Genomic DNA, 21,218 nt, shown 5'->3' on the forward strand with positions numbered 1-21,218 from the left:
AGAGGTTCGGGCCGCTGGTCTAGGTCAGGATCCGAAGGATCCAGTGGGTAAGCATGCGAAACCGATGCAGACCGGCTCTGGCCTGGCTGGGACTTCCAGCAACACGGGCTCTGCAGTACCGTCGAAACCTGTAGTGGCCTCGATCAGTTCGAAATCAACTGTGTAGCAAATCCAGTCGATTGTGTAGGTGCCGGCAGGCACATAGTCGTCGGTCGCGCTAACAGAATTCCCTACCACCGGAGGACTAGCGAAAGCCTGGAGTTCGTACGGGGAGGTCTCGTCGCCAGTCTCGGTGCCAAGGTCCACAAATCGGCAGTAGCCTGCAGCACCGTTCGCGGAGGTGAATGTCCCGGTGACGCTGTTGCCGCCGCTGGGGTTCACGACGGTAGTGAATGTGGCAGTAACGTCTCCGGGTGCTGCTATGGCGGGTGCGGCGAAGCAGAAGGGTATCGCGACTGCGGCGGGCAGGACGGTTCGCTTCGTCCATCTACGCATGATGACGGCTCCGTGTCGTGTCGGTTCGCTGGTGTCGTTTCCAGCCGTGGATACCCCTGGCCAAACACCAGTAACCGGTGGTGTCGTCATCCGCATGATTGTCCTGGTCCGTCGCGTTCGTCTGCGGTGGAGAACCCGCAGGGCAAGATCTGCTCGCAGTTGCCGTACCCCCACGGCGCAACCGAATCACTATCTCGAGGAGAACACCGATGGCTCTTCCCCAGCTGTCCCCGGAAGCGCGTCAGCAGGCGCTCGCGAAGGCCGGCGCGGCTCGACGCACGCGCGCACTGGTCAAGGAGGACCTCAAGAAGGGGCGGGTCGAGTTGCATGAGGTGATGCAGCGCGCTGAAACGGACGAGGTCCTTGCGAAGATGAAGGTCATCGACCTGATCGCAGCTCTTCCGAAGTTCGGGAAGACGAAGGCGTCCGCAGTGATGGTCGATCTCGACATCGCGGAGAACCGGAGTATCCGTGGTCTTGGCCAGAACCAGCGAGGTGCATTGCTGCAGCGGTTCGCCAGCTGACATCTGGCTATCGGCTGCTGGCCCATCATCACGGTGGGTCGGCAGTCGGCGTGCAACACCAGAACGTCGCGTACGAGACCGTGGCGGCATCTTCCATCCAGTAGAAGGAGTCGCGACGATGCTGCAGATCATCCGCAATCCGGAGCAACCCCTCGACGCCGACAAGGTCGATCATCTGACCCCCGAGCACTTCACCGACCTTGATGAAGTGCGCTACCTGATCTTCGCGCACGAGCACGTGTTCGCCTCGATCGTGCCGGAAGTGACGATTGTGCTCTCGGTCCGTGTGGGACTGGTCGGCGACGGCGACCCGATCGCCGAAATCGTCGCATCGATCAGCCGAATCGAACCGGGCAGCGTGGTCACCACCGACCTCATCGTCACCGACCTCGGGGAGTGGACACCCGACACGACCTGCAACGGATACGAGCTGGCCGAGCAACTCCTCGACGAGATCGTGGACCTCATCAATGAGGCCCTGTCGAACGCCATGCACCTCGTGGCCATGGTGGGTGCGCCATGAACGTGATGAACCCCGGCAGCGGTGAACCCCGGCCGTATCCTCGACGCACCGATACCGATGCCCCCGCCGACGATGGCGGGCAGGAGGATTTGATGGCCAAGGCCAAAGACACAGTCACCGTGAGGCTGCCCGGGGAACACCGTGCGGTCTCCTGGTCCGGAGGAGCATTCGCCGGGGACCCCGAACTCGTCTCGACTGCCCAGGGTCTCGCAGCGATCGCGGCGCAGGTCGAGGTCGCCCCACCCGGGGGGTACGCCACCGCGGGCGCGGACAGCAGGCAAGGGGCGATGGTGGCGATGCTCGGCGCGGCCCGCGGTCGCGGCATCGTGGTTGAGGACGACCCGGAACTGTGGGACGGCATCATCGACCCCGACGCTGACGCTGGCGGAGAAATCATTCACTGAACGGAAGGCGCTTTCGCACATGGACTATCGCAGCACCCACGCAGTCGATCGTCGACGCGACCCTCGAGACCGCCCCCGCGCGCCGCGCCCGGCGACCACGGACCGCCCTGCCACCGGGCCGAACATGACCGAGATGATCCACCGAGAGCTGTTCTCTGACTACAGGCCGACGGGGCCGAAATAGTCCGGTCTCCGGTCAGTGGGCGGTTCGGGCCTCGGTGATCAATTCCTGGGGCATCGCCCGCTGCCCTTCCTGCGCGCGGACCCACTGCACAGCCTCGGAAGGGGACATCCCCAACACCTGTCCCAGCGCGGAAACCGTGGTGACCAGCGTCCCGTCCGCCGTGCGAACATCCCAGGCCCGCATGTCCCAGAACGTCGGGAACGGGCGCCGCGCTCGCTCAGACACGCTCAACCTCCCACTGTGCACGGCCACCGACCACGATGACCTCTTCCTCGGACAAGCATCCCATTCCCGTTCGGGGCAACGACAGGATCCGCGAGGCATGGACGGTGCCGTGCAGCCGCACCGACACGTACTCATCGTCGTCCCACTCGCGGCGGGCGAAGTAGGACGACACCTCACCGCGAAGGGTGAACGACGCCGCCGGGTTCAACGTCAGATCCGCCGGCTGTCGATCACCTTTCACCGCCGGCACCCACGCAGGAGCAGGGGAGCCGGTCGGAAACCACATCCCACGCGAGATCGACACCTCGGAAATCCCACGCGCGGCGAGATGCCTTTGCGTGAGCGCGTACTGGGCCTGCACCACCGCCCGGGCCCGCCGCGCTTCCACCGACTGGGGAAGGTCGGCGTCGGGATGGACGAATACATCCCGGACCGCGGACTGCATATGCACCGCCGCGGGTGACATGTCGCGCTCTGTGTGCGCAGCCCACGCCGACATCGCCTGCGAGGCGACCGTGCGCCGAGCAAGGACCGCGACAGATCCCGTCTCGCTCGGGGTCACCATGCGGTGATCGACCCGCTCGCCGGTCCCGATCTGCCGCCACGGTTCGTCGTTGGCTGTCCGCCAGCACAACCCGGCCGCAGACTGACCCCATTGCGCTCGATCGGGTGCCGCCAGCGCTGCGCACTCTGCGTCATCGAACAGTTCGCGGTCCTCGACGGCGGCCAGCTCGTCCCCCAGTCGGGCAGCATTGTCACGCTTGACCGGTACCGCGAACGGCTCGAGCGCGCCCTGCGACAGCACGACCGGCACAGGCTCGCCGTCGATGTGGTCGTCCTCGATGCACGCCCGCTGTGCCCGATCGAGTGCCATGTCCCGATGCGCTGCGAACTCGGCGCTGTTTGTATCCAGTGACCCGTCCGCCCGGCGGGGGATCTCCGGCAAGCCCTGGGGGAGTGGCCCGTACCGGTCGTCCCGGCACACGGTGGTGATCGCGTCGGCGTCGGCGGCGGTCAGCGGAATGTCCTGATACAGGCTGGTCGACAGGGATTGCGCAGCAGCGGTTCCGGCTGCGGTGGTCGCTGGTGTCGGGGGCGGAAGGTGGGTGCTGGCGGTAAGGGCGAGGCGGCGGGCGTCGAGGATGACCGATGGGCAACGGTGGGAGGCCGCGGCGAACTGGCCGCACGCGGGACAGCGATCGCCGCCACCTCGGACCTGCGGAGGTGTCCATCCATCGGCCGCTGCCGGGTTCGCCGCGATGTCGGCAGCTCGGCGGCGCGCGAGCCCACGCGTGACGAGCCGGCGGAGTTCGGCGGCCTGCTCTGGCTGTCCGCACTGTTCGTGGGCGTGGGCCTCGAGCATCAGGTTGTGCACGCCGCGGGCGGTGGACGCAAGGTCGATGCGTTGCTGCTGAAGTTTGCGTCGTGCTTGGTCGAGCTCGCCGGCGGACTGGTCGAGCCATGCCTGGGACGTCGGTTGCCGTGCTGCGGTCGCCAGTCGCGCATCGTGGGTGAGCTGCAGCCGTCGAACCTCCTGCTCGGCGCGGTCGAGACGATCAGCGGTGTGGGGGAAGCACCGTCTGCCGACACGGCACACTGCGGGTCCTCCTGGTCTGTGGGTGCGGGTCGCGCACACCGTAGAAACGCCGTTCACCACCGCCAGGCGGCCGACTTTCCGGCGCAACACCCGATGGGTGCGGTCGTAGCGTTCTCTGTCATGACCAGTACTGACCCGTCCACCGAACGTGAATCGGTGACCGTCGTGACCATCGACCACCGGCACGGCACCACCGTGTCGACCCACCGCACCGAGGCTGGCGCTCAGCGCGTGCTGCGCGAACACGTGGAGACGTGGTGGCATGAACTCGCAGACGAGCCCGGCCCGGTCCCCGACAGTCCGAGTGCAGCGATCGACGAGTACTTCACCCGGCACCCGAGCGACTTCTACACAACCGAAGTCGTCGAACTCCTGGACTGATACGACGCAGCAATGCACCCGCCCCAGCCCGGGTGCTCTGCCTTCAACCCCGCAGCTGACGAACTGACGCGGCGTCTTCGGCTGGGCTGTCATCCCCGGCCGAGGTCGAGAATTAAAATCGAATACATGTTCGATCACTGGCCGTCTGGGTTAGGTCCTCCGCCGTACCGCGTCGTGGACCCGCCGACGCCAGTGATCGTGCACATCGCCTCCGCTATCGGCTCCACCGACGGACGCCGTGCCAACGAGCTGCCACTTCGAGTGCGCGCGGAAGGACTCGCCCTGGACCTCCAGGTACCGGGGGCCTTGTCGGCGTGGGCGCGGGTGAATACGGGGGGCTGGATCTGTCGCGTTTCGTTCCAGATCCCGACCGGCAACGGCCGCGGCTACCTCGAAGTCGACCAATGGTGCCCCGCCTCAGCTGTCCGACCGTGCAAGTGAGACCGGTTCCGCCGATGGCGATCGCCTCAGAGCTGCAGGATCGAGCAGTCGTAGAACCACCAGGCCTCGATCCGATCCCTGTCGGTCCTGATCGTGATGTCAACAGGGCCGGTGCCGCCGGCCGGTACGACGAACGCGAAGGTCGGGACGTGCGGTGCGTCGTTGAACGAAGCGGCGATTCCCGGCCCAGATACATGGCAGAAGCCCGGGAAATTCGGACCGACAGAAAGTGAGTTGACCCGGCAGGTCAGCAAGGAATCGTTCAGGCGCTGCGGGCACTTCTCGTAGCGTCACTCCTTCTCGTTTAGCGAAGGCAGCCATTTCCGAGAGTGAGATTTTCACCTATTCAGCGTGAACCTGCGAAAGGGAGTGTCTACCCAGCGACCGGGTGAGAGCTCTCCAGAGCGAGGCAAAGGGGCTGTACTGGGCGGCAGCACCTCAGGGACCACTCGATGTGGCATCCACGGAGCCCAGAAAACGCGCTGGTCCGACGCTTGATCGCTCTGTCCGCGAAGGGTGGAGAACGTTCATGGTCCTATTCGGCCCATGAATCGTCGACGCCCGCCGCGCCGGAAGCAGGGCTGTGCCCCACGCTGCCGGAACCTTGTGGGCGCCGGCGGGGATGGGCTACCCGCAGAACTGCGCCGCCCGCGCGCGCAGCAACTCCGGGTCGCGCTCGATGAGCTCGACAGGGGTATGCCCGTCGACTGTGGTCATCCACCAACGGGCAACCGCCCATCCATCGCCGTGCTCGGTGACCTGCCGGTTTACTTCCGCCACCACCGGGTGGACCCGCGCCCGGGCGAGATCGAACTGGAACGCCGGGAACAGAAATCGGCCCTGTACCTCCACACCGACGATCTCGCCGCGCGAACGCAGGCGCGACGCGACAGCGCGGTTGCTCGATCCGCGCGCACCGACCGCTTCGGCGACGTCCACCGCGGTGAGCATGGGTTGGCCGAGCACGACGTTCTGTTCCGCGATCGCGGCGCGGGCGGCTGCGAGGGCCTGCTCGACGAGCTGTCCGACGCCGGCCTCGGTGACGGCGGTCAGCGTCGGGCCCATCGCCAGCAGAGTCGCGAGCTGGTCGCGGACGGTCGCGAAGGCTGGGCGGCGGTCGAGTTCGGTGAGTATTGCGCGCACGAACTCCGAATCGCTGAGGTCGGCGAGCTGGTCGCGCGGCGGCATGCGGTCCTTTCGTTGACGGCTCGTAGCGGTGGTTACGCAATCTTGCACCGTTGCGCGCGTTGCACCTACTCCATCACCTCGCGACCTCCTCCCGCAGACGGTGGGGACACCGAAAGCACAGGTAGAGCCGGTCGGGAAACAGGGAGAGACATTCGTGTGTGACGGGATCAACGATCCGGGCGGGCCACGTCGATGCCCCTCACAGCGCGGCGAACGGCGCCGCGAATACCGGCGTGCGCTCTACGCGGCGCAGAAGGCCGCGACCATCGCCGATCCCGCCGGACCCGAACCCACACATGGCGACCACTCGGCGATCGCGACAGACGAGCAAGTGCGCGAGGCATGCGCCGCAGCGAGCGCCCTGTTCGACGCGTTCGCTGGCAACCAGAACGTCGAGACGCTCCGCCGGTATGAATCTGCTGTCCGCTACGCCGGCGAGCTCGTGGCCACCCAGGTCGACGCCGAGATCGCTGCCCGCCTCGACCCGACCGAACTCGACCGACTCGACGCCGACGCCGCCGCGCTCGAGGCAGCCGTCATCGAGCACGCCCGGGAGAAACGTGCCGTAGAGCAGCGAGTGCATGACCTCACGGCCAAGCTACGACGACTACCGCCGCCGGAACGCGTCCAGTACCTCGACGAGATCGACGAGCTCGTCAATGACTTCAACCAGCGAAGCCGAACACTGCAGGCCACTGCCGCGGAGATCGAACGGCGTCGGCTCGCACACGGTGCCGCCGAAGGCCGCGTCGCTGCAGAAGTGCTCGGCCGCTACCGCGAGTACGGCACCGTCGTACCCGATGTCCACCAGAGCACCACGAAACGGGCACAGCAGGTCACCGCCGCAGCCTCCACCGTCTTCCCAGCAGACTGGATGACCGCGTCCAACAACAGCCGCCGAATGATCGTCAAGGAGTCCAAGGACCGCGCGTACTACCAGCACCAATCGAGAGTGCGTGTCTCCGAGAACACCGACTACGACTACAGCGACGACCCGACGTCCGAGCAGACCTGGGCAACCCGCAAGGAGATGCCGCCGGCACCGGAGAAGTCGACCGTCGACCGGATGCGTGAACTCGATTGGCCCGACGGCGACCCGAAGTGGGTCGCTGTCCGGGACCCGGAAACGCGTCGCTGGGGATGGAAGCTGCGCATGACCTACAAGGGCACCGTGACGATGTCGGAGCTGCGGGTTCCCAGCTCCGCATCGAGCGCCGAGGACACCCACCGCACGGCGATCCACGAGATGTCACACCGCGTCGAGACATTCAACGTCGCGGCGACCGCTGCGTGCCTGAGCTTCCGGGAACGCCGCACGACCTCAGTAGACGGGATCCCGCATACGTTGCAGCAGTACGCGAAGGGGGAGTACGTGCGCCCCGATGACTTCGTCGACGTCTACGTCGGAAAGCAGTACCAGTCGTCGGTACACACCGAGGTGCTGTCGATGGGGATGGAATCGGTGTTCGGGGGCTCCCATGGGGGACTCAAGGGCCGCCACGGTTACCGCGCCGATCCCGAGCACCGGCACCTGATCTTGGGTCTTTGCGCCACCGCCTAAACCCGGCTGTTGCAGCTGCAACACCGCGGATTCCCGTTTCTAACGTCTCAATCGACCGAGATCGACTGAGCCCAAAGGGGAATCCACGATGGCGCACCTGCCCTACACCACAACCCGCCGACCTGCCGAGCTCGCCGTACACCGCCGAACTCACATCAACGTGGTGAGGCCCGCGGTGGCTCCCCGGCCCACGCTCGAAGAGGAGCTGCTCGCGCGTCTGGATAAGTGGATGGCGCACCACCCGACTTCGGCGAGCATTGTCGCCGGCGTCAGCGTCGTCGCCCTGATGTTCCTGGCGGCCTATGCCGTGGTCGCGTCGAGCGTCTGACACAACTACGCCCGCGTGAGAACAGGGCGGCACCTGCACCGATACACGTGAATCCACGTAGCCTCCGGTATCTTCACACCACCACCACCGCGGGGACCATCGCAGCGTCCACCGAGACCAAAAGAGCCGCCAACGATGACGGTTGCCCGCATCCAAGAGGCAGGTACCCCGAGGTGAACCTGCTTGTCAGCGTGCGTATCCCGACCGTAGTGCGGTCAATCCCGACTGCAACACTCTCCACCCTGGTCGGCAAAGTCGTTCCCGTCAGCACCGAGAACGACCGAAAGAAGTTGCCCACCATGCCTGCTCCCGTGATCCCCACCAAGTCTGACTTCGCTGAAATTCACGGCATCGACACCGAGACGGGCTACCTCGTCGACGTCGACGGTGCGTTCCTCGGGGTTGACCCGGCCATCACCGCCTCCAAGCACAAGCTGTTCATCGCCGCGGCGACCGCCGCCGCCCGTCTGCTGCGCGCCCGCCCCTCCGCTGGCACCGCCACCGTGTGGAGCCGCAGCCACCAGCGCCTGTGGGACGCGATGAACATCGATCTCCGGCAGCTCCGCGGCCACGTCCACCACGACGCCACCCGCCGGCTGCGCGACGCGATCGACCAGGCCCGCGTCGAGCGTCGCCTCCGCGAGAACGGTCAGCCCTTGCCCCCGCGCAACGCCGTCTACCTCAAGGCCCTGGCCAGCGAAATCCGCCTCGCCGAGCGTTCCGTCGCCGCTCTGGCCGCCTGACCCCGCTGCGCCTCGCCCGGCCCCCCGGGGCGGGGCGCAGCGGCCTCCAACCACCCGTCTCGCTTCACCCGCCCAGGAGTCCGCATGAGCGATCAGCCACTGATCCGCGTCACCATCACCGAGACTGTCGTCTACAAGCGCGACTACACACCCGAGGAAATCGTCGAGGTCGACCGCGGGTTGGCCGGCCGCCCTCCCGACGCGATCACCACCCTCATTAACGAGCACGGGGACAGTGAGGGGCGCTTGTACGAGGACATGGAGCGCCACAACGAGGTCATCAGCGCAATCGTTGAGGCGGTGCTCATCGACGAGTGACCGGCGCTGCCGCCCGTCGCAGGGAACTGCTGCATGGGCACGGCCGGCCAGGCGCTGTCCGTCGGTTCCTGAGGCGTCGTCTTGCCTGGGAACGGGCACAAGCTTCGGCGTCTGTGGCTGTGCAACATTTGGAGAGGGGCGGCCCTACATTTTGTGCATCGGATCTGCTCACACCCCCCGCATTGAACGGAGAGTCACGGTGCACACACCTACCGACAAAACCGAACTTGATCTTGTTACTGCGGTGCTTCTCGTCGTACCCGAGGCAACCACCATCACCCTGGAGCTCGCGGACTTCACCGAGACGCCCACCTGGGACACGATGGTCGTGCTCACCATGGGAAAGTACGCAGCACTCGACGCGCTGGAACTCGACGCAGACGTCATCGCAGCGTTCTCCGCAGCGCATCCGCCAACAGGCCGGTACGTCATCGACGTCGACGCCGCCCTCACCGCGCCCCTCGCACCGCCCATCCCGCTTCCCCTGCTAACCCCGACGTCCGAACCGATTCGGATCCCGCGGGCGGCATCATGACCCAGCCCAAGCTCGCACACGCCACCGAGTGGGGGCGGATGTACGGCCGGTTTGTGGGGGACCGGCCGCGTGTGCCCTCGATTACGACCGTCCTGGGGGTTCCTGTGTGTTTGTCAATTGCAGGATCCTTCGAACATCGCAGCAGGCCAAAGCCTGGTGTCGGCCAGCGAGGGTTCCTCTGTGTTCGTCAAGTGGAGATTCGTTCGAAGGCCGGCGGTCGAGTTTGGTGCGGGTCGATGAGGGAAGCATCGGCCCGCACCGTTCTTCTGCCCCTCGCCTCTTTGGATTCACCCGATCAACGAAGACTGCCGTGCACGATTCGGGTGATCAACTCGCTCACGTCCACGCCTCCGGCTGCGACCCCTAGTGAGCCGGTCGACGAGAGCACGGCGATCCCGTGGATTCCGACCCATAGCGCGGCAGCACTCTGCTGGGGGTCGCGGACGTCGGCGGACTCCTTGATCATCGCTACCAGCCAGTTGAACAGTGGCTGTGACGTGTTTCGCAACTGCGCCCCGGACCCTTCGAGTAGGTCGTGGCGGAAGATCAGTGTGAACATTGCTGGCCGGCGGCGAGCGAAATCGACGTAGGCGGCCGCAATTTCGGTAAGTCCGTTCCGTGATTGCTGGGCTGCGCCGGCGAGCGCGGCGGCGAGGTCACGCAAGCCGACTTCGGCTATCGCGGCAAGAAGACTGCGGTGGGTCGGGAACCATCGTCGCGGCGCGCCGTGGGAAACACCAGCTCGCCGGGCGATCGCCCGTAGGCCGACGTCGGCTGAGCCTGTCTCTTCGAGTAGCTCGACGCCAGCTCTCACCAAGGCCGACCTCGTATCTTCCACAGTCACGTAGACAGTGTCTCTCATCGTCGTGTAGACACTGTCTATGCGCTTGTGGAGTGCTTGCTTCTATCGGCTGTGTCGTTACGCCTTGATCGGGCCCGCGCTGTATTTGCGGGGTCGCCCGAAGATCGTAGGGCGTGGCAATATTCCGCGGCGCGGCCCGGTCATCGTGGCGGCCAATCACCTCGCCGTTCTCGATTCGTTCTATCTGACTCTTGCCGCTCGCAGGCAGATCACCTTCCTGGCGAAGCGTGAGTACTTCGACCGAGGTGGTGTCACCGGCCGTCTCCAGCGGGGTTTCTTCTCGGCCGTGGGCCAGATTCCGGTCGACCGACGAGGAGGGGCCACAGCGTCGCCAGCGCTCGAAGCCGCGACTCGGATCGTCGAGCAAGGCGGGGCGTGGGGAATCCACCCTGAAGGAACACGCTCACCTGACGGTCGCCTGTATCGCGGGCGGACGGGCGCTGTCCGTGTCGCGATGGACACCGACGTTCCTCTGGTGCCAGTGGCAATCACGGGGACCCGGCCGGACCCGTCCGTTCCATGGTGGCGCCGCCGAGTGGTGGTCGAGGTCCTCGAGCCCTTGGACCTGGACCCGTTCCGCGACGCGGGCGCGACCGGTGTCCGAGCAGCCACGGACGAGTTGATGCGCATGATCGGTGCCCGAACAGGGCAGCAATACGTCGACGCTTATGCGAGGCAGTGGAATCCGCCGGCAGACCAACCAGATGCGGCCTGATGGGCGCTGTCAGGCGGCCACCGGTTGTCTCAGCCGGTCTTCGGTGTCGGCGCGCACTGTCCGCCAGAGCCTCTTCGCGATTTGTCTTTTGAGGCAGCGCATCGCCTCGCGGGATGTCTTTCCTTCGTCGAGCTTGCGGCGGTGATATTCGTAGCCGGGGCTGCTCGGGGTCCGGGCTTGCGTGACGGCGACGATGTGGATGGCGGAGTTGAGTGCCCGATCTCCGCTGCGGGAGAGCCGGTGCCGTTGTTTGTCGGCGCTGGCGACCTCGACGGGCGCGGTGCCGGTGTAGTTGGCGTACGCGGCCTCGTTCGGGAACCGCATCGGATTGCCGGTGCGGGCGAGGATGCGGCACGCGGTTACAGTGCCGACACCCTGGATCGTCGGCAGCGTCGTGCCGCAGGCGTCGAGCCCTTGCCCGAACTCGACGCCGAGGTCGGAATCGATCTGGGGTTGACAACGTTCGCGGTCCTTTCCAACGGCACGATCATCGATTCTCCGAAGTTCTTCCGCCGCGCCGAACGTAAACTCCGCAAGGCGCAACAGGATCTGTCCAGGAAGGAGAAGGGCAGCAGGAACCGAGCCAAGGCGCGATTGCGCGTTGCGAGGGCTCATGCCAGGGTGTCTGATGCCCGCAAGGACTGGGCACACAAACACTCCACGACGATCATCCGCGAGAACCAAGCGATGTACGTCGAGGATCTGTGTGTCACGGGGTTGGCGCGGACCCACCTGGCGAAATCGGTGCACGACGCTGGGTGGGCCACGTTTATCCGGTTGCTTGAGGAGAAAGCCGCCCGGTACGGACGAGTGGTCGGAAAGGTAAATCGGTTCTTCCCGTCGTCCCAGACTTGCTCGACGTGCGGTCGGATCGACGGACCGAAGCCGCTGTCGGTCCGGACCTGGACTTGCCCGTGCGGAGCAGTTCATGACCGGGATCTGAACGCTGCACGAAACATCCTCGCCGCCGGACGGGCGGAGAGGCAAAACGCCTGCGGAGAGACGGTAAGCCTCCCACATAACGGGGAGCACGACTCGATGAAACAGGAACCCACCGAGAGCGCCACGGGCGTTGGTAGGAATCCTCGGACTTCGGACCGAGGAGGACGTCAAAAGTCGAAGGAATCGTTCCACGGCCAATTGAAGCGACTCGACCGATAGCCGGATTTCAGCTTGTGGCGGGGGCGAATCTCAGGAGTACCGCACCGACACGCAGATCCGGCGTGTGGAACCGGGGCGTAGGGGTAAGCCCGCCATGCTCGTGGGAAGCGGTATTTGCGACCTGAGACTTGGCCGCACTTGCTGGTGCGCTGTCCCGAGGGTTCCCGGTGAGTGCCTGTGTCGTCCAAGAGCATCGGTCGAAGCCGCGGGTAATGGCATTCCCGCCCGGGACTGATCGAGTGGCTGGACCAGATCGTCCCGCGGCCACTCCGGGCGTGAAGACGCAGCGCATTGCCATTGGAGAAACGCGCGGGCCGTTTCCGGTTTGTTGCGTCAACCCCATTACTCTCATGGGTGCGTTACGACACGACAGCTGGAGGATGAGAGTGGGTCAGCCGAACAAGGGACGGTTTCTCGACCGCCCGACCCCTTGGGTAGACCCGCCCGCGCCTGGCCCGACCGTGGTCATCGACATCGATGGCCCGCTGGCCAACATGGATGAGTTCGCCCACCTGATTCAGGCCCCCAAGTACAAGGACCGGGACTGGAAGGCCTTCCACAGTCACTTCGGCGACGCCGCACTCAACCGAGCCGGCGGCCGTCTCGTCCGCGACCTCGTCGACGCAGGCTTCACCATCGCGTACACCACCACGCGTCTCGACACGTTCATGCCGACCACCGACTACTGGATTCGGCAGAAGTCCCTGCCTCCGGGGCATATCGAGTGCCGCGAATTCTGGACCGATGGCACCGTCCGCCCGTCCCTCGACATCAAGCGCCGGCACTGGTGGAAGTGGGTCGACAAGTACGAGGACCAGTCACCGGTTGTGGCTTGGATCGACGATGGTCCCGAGGCCGTGGCGATGCTCGCCGAGCAGGGCTGTCCGGTCTGGAAGTTCGACCAGCTCGTCGTCGAGCACCTCGCCGGCAACCTGCTGCCGACGATCGAGCGCGGCCCCCGCCCCGCGGAGGAACTCGCCAAGCAGCGCGCCGAAGCACGCCCGATATTCGACGAGGCCGAAGCGGAACACCAGCGCAAGCACAAGAAATGGCAGCAGGCACACGTAGCCCGAATGAAGCAGCGGCAGAGGGAGCGCCGCCAACGACGCGCCCAGTCGTGAGCGGCCCCCACCGGGCAGGTACTTCGTTGGCACCGCCGTCGCCTACTCCCTGCTGACCGTTCTCGCTGCCCTTGGTCGTACCCCGGATCCGGGACCTCATCGGGTCGGCGCGGACCGTGTTCGCCGCCGCGCTACCGTCCCATCCGGCATCGGTGACCCCAGGGGCACTTGAATGCGACCTGACAGTGACAATGCCGCAGACCAGATCCTTCGTACCGCCAATGACCAGGCTGGCGAGGTCGACCGCGGGTACCGCGGCATTGGGCAGTGTTTACTCTGCGCGGGCCGAGACTCTCTCGTGCTGTCCGGCTTCCGGACGGTGACGATTCTGGGGCGCAATGAGCACCGTTTTCGGCTGCGACACCGCCACGGCCTTCCAAAGTTCCCTGCCGAAGAGCGATATAAACCCCTGGTCCGTGTCGATGAGTAGCGATGCAACACGGCGCCGTCGCGTTCATAGCGTGGCGGTCGAATCCAATCCGCCGAGTTCGCCCAGGAGAACCGTATGGCCACCATCGCTGACCTTGAAACCCACCTCCGCAACCTCTACGAAGAGCAATCTCAGGCGAATCTCGAGATCGAGACGACCAGCATGGCGCTGATCGCCGCGCTGCTGTGTGAAGCAGTCCCGGCCGCAGCGCACCTGCTGCTCGACTGGAGTGACCAGGGCCCGCACCACGCCCTTGCCGATGTCACCGCTGCCGACGGCACGTCGCTGATGGAACAGGTTGAGGACCAGGCCGAGGACGTCGCGGTGTACGTGACGAACCTGCGCGGTGCCATCGCCGACCGCTTCGAACCGATCAACCCCGAGGGCGGGATCTATCGGGTAGAGCTTGCTCGCTTCTGATGCCCGCAATTACGGTGGGCCGCTCTCGTGCGAGGGCGGCCCACCGGCATATCGGCTTGAGGTGATGCACTCGGATGTAATTCGATCGAACTACATCCCGAGTGTGTCCCCCGTCCGGGACTCTAAAATGCCTGCACGATGCTCGAATATCCTCGAATCCTTCATATCCCGCAGCGCAACCTCGGTCGGATGCTGATGCCGCAGCGGCTCCGCCTCGTGCTGCCCAACTCGGGAAGATCGTGCTGTTCCTCGGATTGGGTGCCTTCCTAGGATCTATCGTCATGCTCTTGGTCTACAGGGGTATACCCGAGCCCCTGATGGCTGTCCCTGGGGTCATCGCACTGGGGATCGCTGCTGTCCTGGGCTATTACGCCTACACAACCTATCGGGAAGAAGACGGCCGCCTGCAATGGTGGCAGCTGCTCACTCCCGCGTTTCTCGCTGTCGGCGCGATTTCCTTCTTCTACGCCGCCACAGGCGCCCCCGTGTTGTTCACTCTGCTTTTCCTCGTCCGGCTCGGCGGTTTGTTGGCACTTGTTGTGGGCGGGATCATCGCAATCGTGCAGGCATCGAGTCGGCCGGCGACATCGTCTGCCAGTACGCTGGTCGCTCCCATCGTCGGGTACACGGCACAGGGAGAGCCCGTGTACGGCGCTCCGATGCGTTCACAGTCCACCAATATTCTCGCGATTCTCGCCCTGGTGTTCGGCCTGCTCGGTGGCGTTCTTGTGGTGGTGTTCGGGCACATCGCACTGAGCCAGATCAACCGAACAGGTGAGAACGGTCGCGGCCTGGCCATCGCAGGTTTGGTGCTCGGCTACATCTCGGTAGTCGCTTGGATCATCGTCGTCATTGTCGCCGTCGAGGCCGTCACTATCTGAGCGGCCCCGACGTCCCCGTAACGTGCCCGCCCCGGAAGGGGCGGGCACGCCCGTTTACAGGGGTCACGCCCAGGTGATGCGGCTGGCACCGTGCTCGAGTGCCCAGACCGCGAGATCGTGCAGTTGGGTGAGTCGACGACTGTCGTAGCCCTCGGCGCGACCGCAGTCGATCATCCGAGGACCGATCGTGCGGGCCGGTACACCAGCGGACGTGGGTGTGGCCAGTGCGAGGAGTGTGCGTCCGAGGAACTGCTCGCAGGACTCCTCACCCCATAGATCGTCCTCACCAGCGGTCTGCACCTCGTGGCTGTCGTTCGTGCCGACGACGTCGCCCGCGTCGAGCCCGGGGAGCAGACCGAGTAACCGCAGCAGGTGACGGGCGTTCGCGTTCGACGCATTCACCCATGGAATCTCTTGGTCGCCGTGCACCGGTTCGACCAGGTACGCCCCGTAGGTGCGAACAGCCTTGGGATCGGTGCAACCGGGTAGCGGCTCCCGGGTGGTCTCAAGTTCGGCCACGCGGGCGTACGCGGCCTCACGGGTGGCGTGCTGTTCCCGGCCACCTTCACCGTCGGTGACGTCGAAGCCGGTGGGCTCGATTTCGGGGGTGAAGGTGACCGACATGCTGCCTCCTGAAGAACGGTGGTTCGGCGATTCCGAACCGGTGCAACCACTCTCGCTCTGACACTCAAAGGGTGTTGCACATCAGGACGGTCGGCTAGCCGATTCACCCGACCACGAATCCCGCGATCGGCGGCAAGTCGACACCATCGGGGCGGTCGACGAGCCGTAGTCCGTCCCGGCGCACCGGTGAGCCTTCCTTGTAGTACGTCAGTACCTGCGCAGCGAGCGCCCGCGTTGCCTCCTCGCGAGTGCGGGTTCTGATGCGGCGCAGCCGAATGTCGGCGTCGAACACGACGGTGGTGTCGTGCACTGACACCCTGCCTTGATCGATCGTCGGCACGCCCGTCATGTTCGCTGCCCACGCGTACCCGACGACCTGCTCGAGGTAGGCCACCGCATCCTCGTCGGGCTCGTCGTCGAAGATGACCCCGAACCGGGTATATCTGTCGAAGTCAACACCGGATGCGCTGAGCGGACGCAACACTGCGCCACCGCGCCAGGCTGGAAGCTGCTGCCGCATGTTCGGTCGAATGACTGTCATGCGCGGCCGCCGAGCGCGAGGGGTTGCACGCCCATCCCGTAGACGTCATGGATCGCGTCCTGAACGCACTCGATGCTGTCGAGGTCGGTGCAGGCCGAGAGCATCGTCGCGAGTGCAACCTCCAATCCGAGGCCAGCGTCGAGGACCTTCTGCGTGACCAGCAGGTCCGCGATCTGAGGCACCCAGCAACCGAGGCCACCGTCGTTCTTCTCCTCGGCGTTGCGGGTGTGCAGGTTGCGGGCGACCTTGATCAGCTTCGGGTCGACGCCGGCTGCCTCCGCGGCCGTGAAGTCCGCTGCAACCTCGATCGCGATCGGGAACCGCCGCTTGATCGCGTCATCGAGTGGGCGAACGCCCTGGCCGTACTCGTTGTAGCCGATGACCATCCAGAACCCGTCAGCGGCGACGACCGGTTCGGACCCCGGCAGATCGTCGATGTTCAGGGTGCGGCGCCCGTCGGCCACCGACATGAGCACGGCCATGGTCTCGGACGGCACGCGAGAGGCCTCGTCGAGGAAGAACACCTTGCCTTCACGCATCGCTCGGGTCAGCGGACCGTCGCGCCATTCGAACCCACCATCGGGCAGCGGAAGGTACTGGCCGACGAAGTGCGAGACGTTGGTATCACCATGGCCCTGCATCACGACCAGGTCGGTGCCGAACGCGCCGTAGGGCACGGTGGACTTACCGCCGCCCGCGGGTCCGTGCAGGCGTACGAACAGATCGGGCGAGTTGGCGCGCAGATGCCGCATGAGGGCGACGTCGGTATGCCCGGCGACCTGTCGCGGGTACATCGTGTGCCCGTTCGGCAGCACGATCCCGTTGCGCTCGCTGGGGTCGACGGTCAGTCCGGTCACCCGCGAGGCCGACGGCGCCGCGGTGGCAGCGGTGGCAGATGTCGGCACGGGGGAGAGGGTCTGAGCGACCACGGCCTCGACGGTCGAGACGTCAGCCGACAACACCGCGTTCTCATGTTGAGCAACGGCGACGAGCTCGGCGGGATCGATCTCGCCGGTGGCTGCGACGTCGAAGGTGACCGGACCTGCAAGGACCGTGTCGTAGCTGCCCTTCGAGCACTTTTTCGTCCATACATCGGCCATCGCGGCGACCGCAGTGTCGATCGAGGCGTACTGCTTGTTGGACTGAACGCGCATCCGGTTGCCGACCCAGTTGGCGAAGCCGCCGGAGGCCGTGGCGAATCGGAAGGACGAGCCGTCGCGGTACACGAATGCCGCGTATACCTTCTGCTCGGGGCTATTCGGATCCTGGACGGCGAATCCGGCGACGGTCGTGGTCATGGCGTGTTCTCCTGATGGTGTTGGTCGTAATCGGTGTGCCACCAACGTATGAACGGTCACGCCAGGGTGTTTCAGCCCTCGAAGGTGGTGCGGTCGGCTGCGTAGGCTCTGCCGGCACTCTGACCGCGCTTCCTCTCAGCCACTTCCAGGCGTGTTTTCCCACGTTCGACGAGATCTGTCCGGGCGCGGTGATGACCGGATGTATACCCGGAATTTCGGTGGTGCAACACCTTTCGCGTGTGGTTCGTAGCGTCGGCAGCGTTCACGATCGCGAGATGACGAGGAGCAGGCGATGTACTACACCGATCTCAAAGGCGAGCCCGCCGTGGGTGATCTCTGGTCGCCCGGCCCGAAGATGCACACCGTGTGGGTTCTAACCGCTGGCGAACCGATCGTCGTCGACACCCGCACGATGACCGAGATGCGCTACCTGGCCCCCGAGCTGGGCGTTCCGCATTCGAAGAGCGCCGTCGACGCGGCGCGGAAGGTTATCGAGGCGTGCCCTGCCTCCGGATATCCGCGCACTCTCACTCCTCGCGATGCTGCCGAGGCTGAGGCAGTCGGCCACGCCCGCACCGTCATCGCCGAACGTCAGGCATTCGACAACGACTGGCATCAGCGGCAGATTCGCCGTGGTCAGCGCGCCCCGTTGAGCAAGAAGGCGTGGGCAGAGCTGTTCGCAGCACGCATCGCTGAGTTCACCGTCGACAGTCCGGTCCTGTTGGCCCCGGCTGCTTGAGCCGATGAACGCAACGTCTCCGGCCATGCGGGTCGGAGGCGTTGCGTTCGATGTCAGCGCTGCGCGGGCCGGCGTACCTCATCATCGGAGCCGCACCTCGGGCCCTCAGCTGTTCGTGATCTGCACCCGTGCACGGTGAGCAGCTATGGCCGATCTGGACGATCCATGTGTCATCGGAGGCGCGCTGCCGCTGTCCGCCCGACCTCGCCAAAGTGAACGTCACTGACGCGACGGCGAAGCCCGAATCGACGCGATCCGCTGTGCCGCGGCACGCGCCAAGCAGCCAATTCACTATGAAACACGTTTGCAGACAACGTCATAACGTCGTTCCCATCGACATCATGACGGATCCACGGAGGAATTGATGAGCAGTGCACGAGTCATTGACCAGCTCGAGGTCATCCACACCTACAGTCGCGCCGACGCGATCGCAGACGGTGTTCTGCACGATGTCACCGAGCTCGCCGCCGAACAGGGCATCCGGTACCCGGTCGCGATCGCAACCCACGCGTGGGATGCCGCCGTGGCCTGGGACCCCGCGCACGGTGCGATGCAGGACGAGACCGGCCGCCAGTGGGACGTACTGACAATGGCTGCCATGGCGTTGCGTCGCGCCCGTCGGCTCGGTCTGACGGGCCTGCAGATCTTCACCGTGTACGTCGTCCCGAACCGTCGCGGTGCCGACGAGCCGGAGCCGGTCAACCTCGGCATCTCCGTCGGTCCCGGCGACAACTACGAGCCGGTGCTGACGATCACGGCACCCGCGGACCTCTGACGCGGTTGGGCGTATCCCTTCGTCCCCCGTCCCGGAACGAGTCCGTTCCGGGACGGGGCGTCACGAGACCAATCGGAGTCATCGCGGCTGCCGCGACGACGTGCCGATAGTGGTTCCCTGCCGAGAAGACTGTCCGCCCGCAGTGGATCCTCCGCCGGCGCACATCCTGCGATGGGAACCGACCGGCTGCCTCCGGAACGCTCGCTTGCAACTCTGTAGGACCGACGTCGAGACGATCGGTGCAACCACAAACCCACGACCGCCAGGAGCACCGAATGCCCGCCACCGCCACTGCTACCACTGCCCGCACCGCGTGGGAGAGTCCGGCCCACCCACAGTGGCGACAGCTCGGCTCCCGGCTGACCGACTGGGTCGACACTCTCACCCCACGCCGCGACGTCCTCGTGTCGGTGCTCCCGCATCATCCGGGCAGCGGCCAGCCCGCAGGGGTGTTCAACCACCGCACCGCTCGCATCACCCTCGACGCCACCCAAGCGATGCCCGGTCGACCCGACCCCGATCGCATCGATCTACGCGACGAGCGGGACCGCGCGCGATTCCCGGTTCTAACCGGCGTCCTCGCTCACGAGGCAGGCCACGCCACCCACACGACGCGTCGCTACGGGTTGAACGGCGCTGTCGCAGAGTGGGCAGCGTTGCTCGAGGAGCCGCGCATGGAGGGCCGGGTGGCCGCAAGTAATCCCCAGGCGCGCCGTTGGTTGCAGGCCTCGGCGCTGCACCTACTCGGGCAGATCGATCCCACAAGCACCGATCACGCCGCCCGCACCCTGGTCCTGCTCGGTGGCCGCATTCTGGCTGGTGTGCTCGACGAGGAGTCGTTGCCGGACCTGGACGCCGCGTTGGCGCCGTGGTTGACCTCGGAGCAGATCGCCGTCATTGCCGAGCAGACCGACCGGGCGGTCTCCGCGGCCGACGGTGATACCGAGGCAATCACCGCCGCCGCCGAGACGATCGCCTCGCTGTTCGGAGACGACGCCGAGAGCGCGAGCGACGGAGACGGTGACGGTGAGGGTGACTGCGGTGCGCATCACGGCCCGCCCGGGGACGGCCCGCTCGCGGCTGCGCTGACTGCTGTCGCTGTTGTCGCTGCCCGAGAGCTGCGTGCGGCTGCCGGCATCGTCGATCCGTCCCCTGCGGCTGCGGCTGCTCGCGCAGCGCGGCAGGCCCACACTGCACGGGCCGCCGAGGACCAGCGCATCGCCCGCCAGGGACTGCACGAGTCTCGTCGACGCCAACCGACTGCTGACGATCACAAGCACGCGAAGGCACTGACTCGGAGCCTCGAGTCGGCGGCATTGCGTGCTGTCGATGTGGCCCGCACGCCGTCGTCGACCCCACCGGGACGCCTGCGGACCTCGCAACTGGTACGGAGGCAGGGACAGATTCATGCCCGAGTGCGGCCGACCGCGACCCCATGGGAGAACGCCCGCCGACGGACGGTCGACACACCCAGCCTGCTCGTGGGGGTCGCGCTCGACATCTCCGGGTCGATGGAACCTTTCGCTGAGCCCACAGCGGTGGCCGCATGGGCGCTGGCCCGGGCCGTACGACAGGTCGGCGGCAAGGCCGCGACAGTGACCTGGAATCACACTCCGTCATTGCTGCCGGTCACAGCCGTGAGTGGATCGGTCCCTGTGCCGGCGATCGGCGGGGGATCCATCGGCTTGCCGGCTGCGCTGCGCGTCCTCGACCGCGAGCTCGTCCTCGGTCGCGATCAGGGCGCTCGGATGGTCGTTGTGGTGACGGACGGTGATCTTCCGAACCCTGTCGCGGTGCGCGAGGAGGTGGAGAGGTTGATCGCTGCTGGTGTGCGGGTCTTGTGGCTTGTGACGGAGGACGGTGGGATGACACCGCCTGTGGGGGCAGAGGTCGCGGTGATCGAGGACCCGAGCCGCATCGGGCAGCTTATCGGTGCTGCGGCGGTGACTGCGTTGAGGTCGGAGAAGTGACAGGTCGTGGAAATAGCTCAGCCCCCACCGTGTGGTGGGGGCTGGGACTCTTAAGACTCGCGCTCGCATGAACTCAGCGTCTGCGGCACGTACGGCTGTGTCGGCCGACCCGGCAAGCCGGGGTCTGTATGTGTGCTTCCCCTCGGGGCGCGGGATCAGTATGGCACAAGATGTGGCTTACGCAAATCCCTAATGTTGCTTAAAAGTTGCTTCGTGATGGCGCTGCCTGTCATC

Annotated in this window: 25 protein-coding genes and 1 pseudogene; 17 read left to right on the plus strand and 9 right to left on the minus strand. The window is 65.8% G+C overall.

Features of this window, described 5'->3' with window-relative positions; genetic code table 11:
• Positions 1-24: 24 nt before the first annotated feature.
• Positions 25-585, minus strand: a complete 561-nt coding sequence (locus tag U9J23_RS27260) for a hypothetical protein (protein ID WP_326603362.1) — start codon at positions 583-585, stop codon at positions 25-27.
• 119 nt (positions 586-704) lie between these two features.
• On the opposite strand from U9J23_RS27260, the gene mihF reads away from it, so the two are divergent.
• The 3 genes from mihF (at position 705) to U9J23_RS27275 (ending at position 1,946) form a co-directional block, all read left to right on the plus strand.
• On the plus strand, positions 705-1,019 hold the full coding sequence (gene mihF, locus U9J23_RS27265; protein ID WP_229568593.1) for an integration host factor, actinobacterial type: 315 nt from the start codon (positions 705-707) through the stop codon (positions 1,017-1,019).
• Positions 1,020-1,137: 118 nt separating this feature from the next.
• A complete protein-coding gene (locus U9J23_RS27270; RefSeq protein ID WP_326603365.1) occupies positions 1,138-1,542 on the plus strand; it encodes a hypothetical protein in 405 nt (134 codons plus the stop codon).
• A complete protein-coding gene (locus U9J23_RS27275; protein ID WP_326603367.1) occupies positions 1,539-1,946 on the plus strand; it encodes a hypothetical protein in 408 nt (135 codons plus the stop codon). Before U9J23_RS27270 ends, U9J23_RS27275 begins: the two co-directional genes overlap by 4 nt.
• Before the next feature lie 196 nt (positions 1,947-2,142).
• On the opposite strand, the gene U9J23_RS27280 is transcribed toward U9J23_RS27275, so the two are convergent.
• Positions 2,143-2,355 (minus strand): hypothetical protein, encoded by a 213-nt coding sequence (locus U9J23_RS27280; RefSeq protein WP_326603369.1) that lies wholly within the window; start codon positions 2,353-2,355, stop codon positions 2,143-2,145.
• The gene (locus U9J23_RS27285) at positions 2,348-3,952 is read right to left on the minus strand and encodes a hypothetical protein (RefSeq protein ID WP_326603370.1); all 1,605 of its coding nucleotides are present in this window, start codon (positions 3,950-3,952) and stop codon (positions 2,348-2,350) included. The genes U9J23_RS27280 and U9J23_RS27285 overlap by 8 nt, the downstream gene beginning before the upstream one ends.
• A gap of 120 nt (positions 3,953-4,072) precedes the next feature.
• On the opposite strand from U9J23_RS27285, the gene U9J23_RS27290 reads away from it, so the two are divergent.
• Entirely contained in the window at positions 4,073-4,333 is a 261-nt protein-coding gene (locus U9J23_RS27290; protein WP_229568599.1) for a hypothetical protein, read from the plus strand.
• A 1,068-nt stretch (positions 4,334-5,401) separates the two neighbouring features.
• Here U9J23_RS27290 and U9J23_RS27295 read toward each other — a convergent pair.
• A complete protein-coding gene (locus U9J23_RS27295; protein WP_138845985.1) occupies positions 5,402-5,962 on the minus strand; it encodes a hypothetical protein in 561 nt (186 codons plus the stop codon).
• 154 nt (positions 5,963-6,116) lie between these two features.
• Here U9J23_RS27295 and U9J23_RS27300 point away from each other — a divergent pair, with 154 nt between their 5' ends.
• The 5 genes from U9J23_RS27300 (at position 6,117) to U9J23_RS27320 (ending at position 9,447) form a co-directional block, all read left to right on the plus strand.
• Positions 6,117-7,523 (plus strand): hypothetical protein, encoded by a 1,407-nt coding sequence (locus tag U9J23_RS27300; RefSeq protein ID WP_229568601.1) that lies wholly within the window; start codon positions 6,117-6,119, stop codon positions 7,521-7,523.
• Between the two features lie 88 nt (positions 7,524-7,611).
• Positions 7,612-7,851, plus strand: a complete 240-nt coding sequence (locus U9J23_RS27305; protein WP_326603374.1) for a hypothetical protein — start codon at positions 7,612-7,614, stop codon at positions 7,849-7,851.
• Positions 7,852-8,150: 299 nt separating this feature from the next.
• Positions 8,151-8,594 carry a hypothetical protein gene (locus U9J23_RS27310; RefSeq protein WP_138845982.1) on the plus strand — a complete coding sequence of 148 codons (444 nt, stop codon included), beginning with the start codon at positions 8,151-8,153 and terminating at the stop codon, positions 8,592-8,594.
• An 84-nt stretch (positions 8,595-8,678) separates the two neighbouring features.
• On the plus strand, positions 8,679-8,912 hold the full coding sequence (locus tag U9J23_RS27315; protein WP_138845981.1) for a hypothetical protein: 234 nt from the start codon (positions 8,679-8,681) through the stop codon (positions 8,910-8,912).
• Between the two features lie 199 nt (positions 8,913-9,111).
• Positions 9,112-9,447 (plus strand): hypothetical protein, encoded by a 336-nt coding sequence (locus U9J23_RS27320; RefSeq protein WP_326603377.1) that lies wholly within the window; start codon positions 9,112-9,114, stop codon positions 9,445-9,447.
• 295 nt (positions 9,448-9,742) lie between these two features.
• Here the strand turns inward: U9J23_RS27320 and U9J23_RS27325 are convergent, their stop codons facing one another.
• A complete protein-coding gene (locus U9J23_RS27325; RefSeq protein WP_324256242.1) occupies positions 9,743-10,291 on the minus strand; it encodes a TetR/AcrR family transcriptional regulator in 549 nt (182 codons plus the stop codon).
• 37 nt (positions 10,292-10,328) lie between these two features.
• On the opposite strand from U9J23_RS27325, the gene U9J23_RS27330 reads away from it, so the two are divergent.
• Positions 10,329-11,024, plus strand: a complete 696-nt coding sequence (locus U9J23_RS27330; RefSeq protein ID WP_326603380.1) for a lysophospholipid acyltransferase family protein — start codon at positions 10,329-10,331, stop codon at positions 11,022-11,024.
• A gap of 9 nt (positions 11,025-11,033) precedes the next feature.
• On the opposite strand, the gene U9J23_RS27335 is transcribed toward U9J23_RS27330, so the two are convergent.
• Positions 11,034-11,519 (minus strand): transposase, encoded by a 486-nt coding sequence (locus U9J23_RS27335; protein WP_326603623.1) that lies wholly within the window; start codon positions 11,517-11,519, stop codon positions 11,034-11,036.
• On the opposite strand from U9J23_RS27335, the pseudogene U9J23_RS27340 reads away from it, so the two are divergent.
• The 4 genes and pseudogenes from U9J23_RS27340 to U9J23_RS27355 form a co-directional block, all read left to right on the plus strand.
• Positions 11,433-12,185, plus strand: a pseudogene (locus tag U9J23_RS27340) (RNA-guided endonuclease InsQ/TnpB family protein); the annotation flags it as partial. The gene U9J23_RS27335 and the pseudogene U9J23_RS27340 overlap by 87 nt on opposite strands.
• 386 nt (positions 12,186-12,571) lie before the next feature.
• On the plus strand, positions 12,572-13,306 hold the full coding sequence (locus U9J23_RS27345) for a hypothetical protein (protein ID WP_254707621.1): 735 nt from the start codon (positions 12,572-12,574) through the stop codon (positions 13,304-13,306).
• Positions 13,307-13,811: 505 nt separating this feature from the next.
• The gene (locus U9J23_RS27350; protein ID WP_138845978.1) at positions 13,812-14,156 is read left to right on the plus strand and encodes a hypothetical protein; all 345 of its coding nucleotides are present in this window, start codon (positions 13,812-13,814) and stop codon (positions 14,154-14,156) included.
• Positions 14,157-14,437: 281 nt separating this feature from the next.
• Positions 14,438-15,037, plus strand: coding sequence for a DUF4190 domain-containing protein (locus U9J23_RS27355; protein WP_326603385.1), 600 nt, complete (start codon positions 14,438-14,440; stop codon positions 15,035-15,037).
• Positions 15,038-15,100: 63 nt separating this feature from the next.
• Here the strand turns inward: U9J23_RS27355 and U9J23_RS27360 are convergent, their stop codons facing one another.
• The 3 genes from U9J23_RS27360 to U9J23_RS27370 all read right to left on the minus strand — a co-directional run bounded on the left by U9J23_RS27360 (position 15,101) and on the right by U9J23_RS27370 (position 17,500).
• Entirely contained in the window at positions 15,101-15,661 is a 561-nt protein-coding gene (locus U9J23_RS27360) for a hypothetical protein (protein WP_193904137.1), read from the minus strand.
• A 103-nt stretch (positions 15,662-15,764) separates the two neighbouring features.
• On the minus strand, positions 15,765-16,202 hold the full coding sequence (locus U9J23_RS27365) for a hypothetical protein (RefSeq protein WP_326603388.1): 438 nt from the start codon (positions 16,200-16,202) through the stop codon (positions 15,765-15,767).
• Entirely contained in the window at positions 16,199-17,500 is a 1,302-nt protein-coding gene (locus U9J23_RS27370; protein WP_326603390.1) for an AAA family ATPase, read from the minus strand. The genes U9J23_RS27365 and U9J23_RS27370 overlap by 4 nt, the downstream gene beginning before the upstream one ends.
• 292 nt (positions 17,501-17,792) lie before the next feature.
• Between U9J23_RS27370 and U9J23_RS27375 the strand changes: the two genes are divergently transcribed.
• The 3 genes from U9J23_RS27375 to U9J23_RS27385 all read left to right on the plus strand — a co-directional run bounded on the left by U9J23_RS27375 (position 17,793) and on the right by U9J23_RS27385 (position 20,984).
• The gene (locus U9J23_RS27375) at positions 17,793-18,239 is read left to right on the plus strand and encodes a hypothetical protein (RefSeq protein ID WP_193904140.1); all 447 of its coding nucleotides are present in this window, start codon (positions 17,793-17,795) and stop codon (positions 18,237-18,239) included.
• Between the two features lie 364 nt (positions 18,240-18,603).
• The gene (locus U9J23_RS27380; RefSeq protein WP_326603393.1) at positions 18,604-19,014 is read left to right on the plus strand and encodes a DUF6573 family protein; all 411 of its coding nucleotides are present in this window, start codon (positions 18,604-18,606) and stop codon (positions 19,012-19,014) included.
• Between the two features lie 275 nt (positions 19,015-19,289).
• Complete coding sequence (locus U9J23_RS27385) at positions 19,290-20,984, plus strand: VWA domain-containing protein (RefSeq protein WP_326603395.1); 1,695 nt, start codon at positions 19,290-19,292, stop codon at positions 20,982-20,984.
• Positions 20,985-21,218: the final 234 nt, after the last annotated feature.

It is taken from the genome of Rhodococcus sp. PD04 (genome assembly GCF_035918275.1).
GTDB lineage: Bacteria > Actinomycetota > Actinomycetes > Mycobacteriales > Mycobacteriaceae > Rhodococcus > Rhodococcus rhodochrous.

Bases quoted from the DNA above. Each gene is read 5' to 3' on its own strand.
- U9J23_RS27315 (WP_138845981.1), top strand. From the start codon at position 8,679: ATGAGCGATCAGCCACTGATCCGCGTCACCATCACCGAGACTGTCGTC.
- mihF (WP_229568593.1), top strand. From the start codon at position 705: ATGGCTCTTCCCCAGCTGTCCCCGGAAGCGCGTCAGCAGGCGCTCGCG.
- U9J23_RS27310 (WP_138845982.1), top strand. From the start codon at position 8,151: ATGCCTGCTCCCGTGATCCCCACCAAGTCTGACTTCGCTGAAATTCAC.
- U9J23_RS27290 (WP_229568599.1), top strand. From the start codon at position 4,073: ATGACCAGTACTGACCCGTCCACCGAACGTGAATCGGTGACCGTCGTG.
- U9J23_RS27370 (WP_326603390.1), bottom strand. From the start codon at position 17,500: ATGACCACGACCGTCGCCGGATTCGCCGTCCAGGATCCGAATAGCCCC.
- U9J23_RS27275 (WP_326603367.1), top strand. From the start codon at position 1,539: ATGAACGTGATGAACCCCGGCAGCGGTGAACCCCGGCCGTATCCTCGA.
- U9J23_RS27295 (WP_138845985.1), bottom strand. From the start codon at position 5,962: ATGCCGCCGCGCGACCAGCTCGCCGACCTCAGCGATTCGGAGTTCGTG.
- U9J23_RS27385 (WP_326603395.1), top strand. From the start codon at position 19,290: ATGCCCGCCACCGCCACTGCTACCACTGCCCGCACCGCGTGGGAGAGT.
- U9J23_RS27365 (WP_326603388.1), bottom strand. From the start codon at position 16,202: ATGACAGTCATTCGACCGAACATGCGGCAGCAGCTTCCAGCCTGGCGC.
- U9J23_RS27350 (WP_138845978.1), top strand. From the start codon at position 13,812: ATGGCCACCATCGCTGACCTTGAAACCCACCTCCGCAACCTCTACGAA.
- U9J23_RS27305 (WP_326603374.1), top strand. From the start codon at position 7,612: ATGGCGCACCTGCCCTACACCACAACCCGCCGACCTGCCGAGCTCGCC.
- U9J23_RS27330 (WP_326603380.1), top strand. From the start codon at position 10,329: ATGCGCTTGTGGAGTGCTTGCTTCTATCGGCTGTGTCGTTACGCCTTG.
- U9J23_RS27360 (WP_193904137.1), bottom strand. From the start codon at position 15,661: ATGTCGGTCACCTTCACCCCCGAAATCGAGCCCACCGGCTTCGACGTC.
- U9J23_RS27375 (WP_193904140.1), top strand. From the start codon at position 17,793: ATGTACTACACCGATCTCAAAGGCGAGCCCGCCGTGGGTGATCTCTGG.
- U9J23_RS27260 (WP_326603362.1), bottom strand. From the start codon at position 585: ATGACGACACCACCGGTTACTGGTGTTTGGCCAGGGGTATCCACGGCT.
- U9J23_RS27380 (WP_326603393.1), top strand. From the start codon at position 18,604: ATGAGCAGTGCACGAGTCATTGACCAGCTCGAGGTCATCCACACCTAC.
- U9J23_RS27270 (WP_326603365.1), top strand. From the start codon at position 1,138: ATGCTGCAGATCATCCGCAATCCGGAGCAACCCCTCGACGCCGACAAG.
- U9J23_RS27355 (WP_326603385.1), top strand. From the start codon at position 14,438: ATGCTCTTGGTCTACAGGGGTATACCCGAGCCCCTGATGGCTGTCCCT.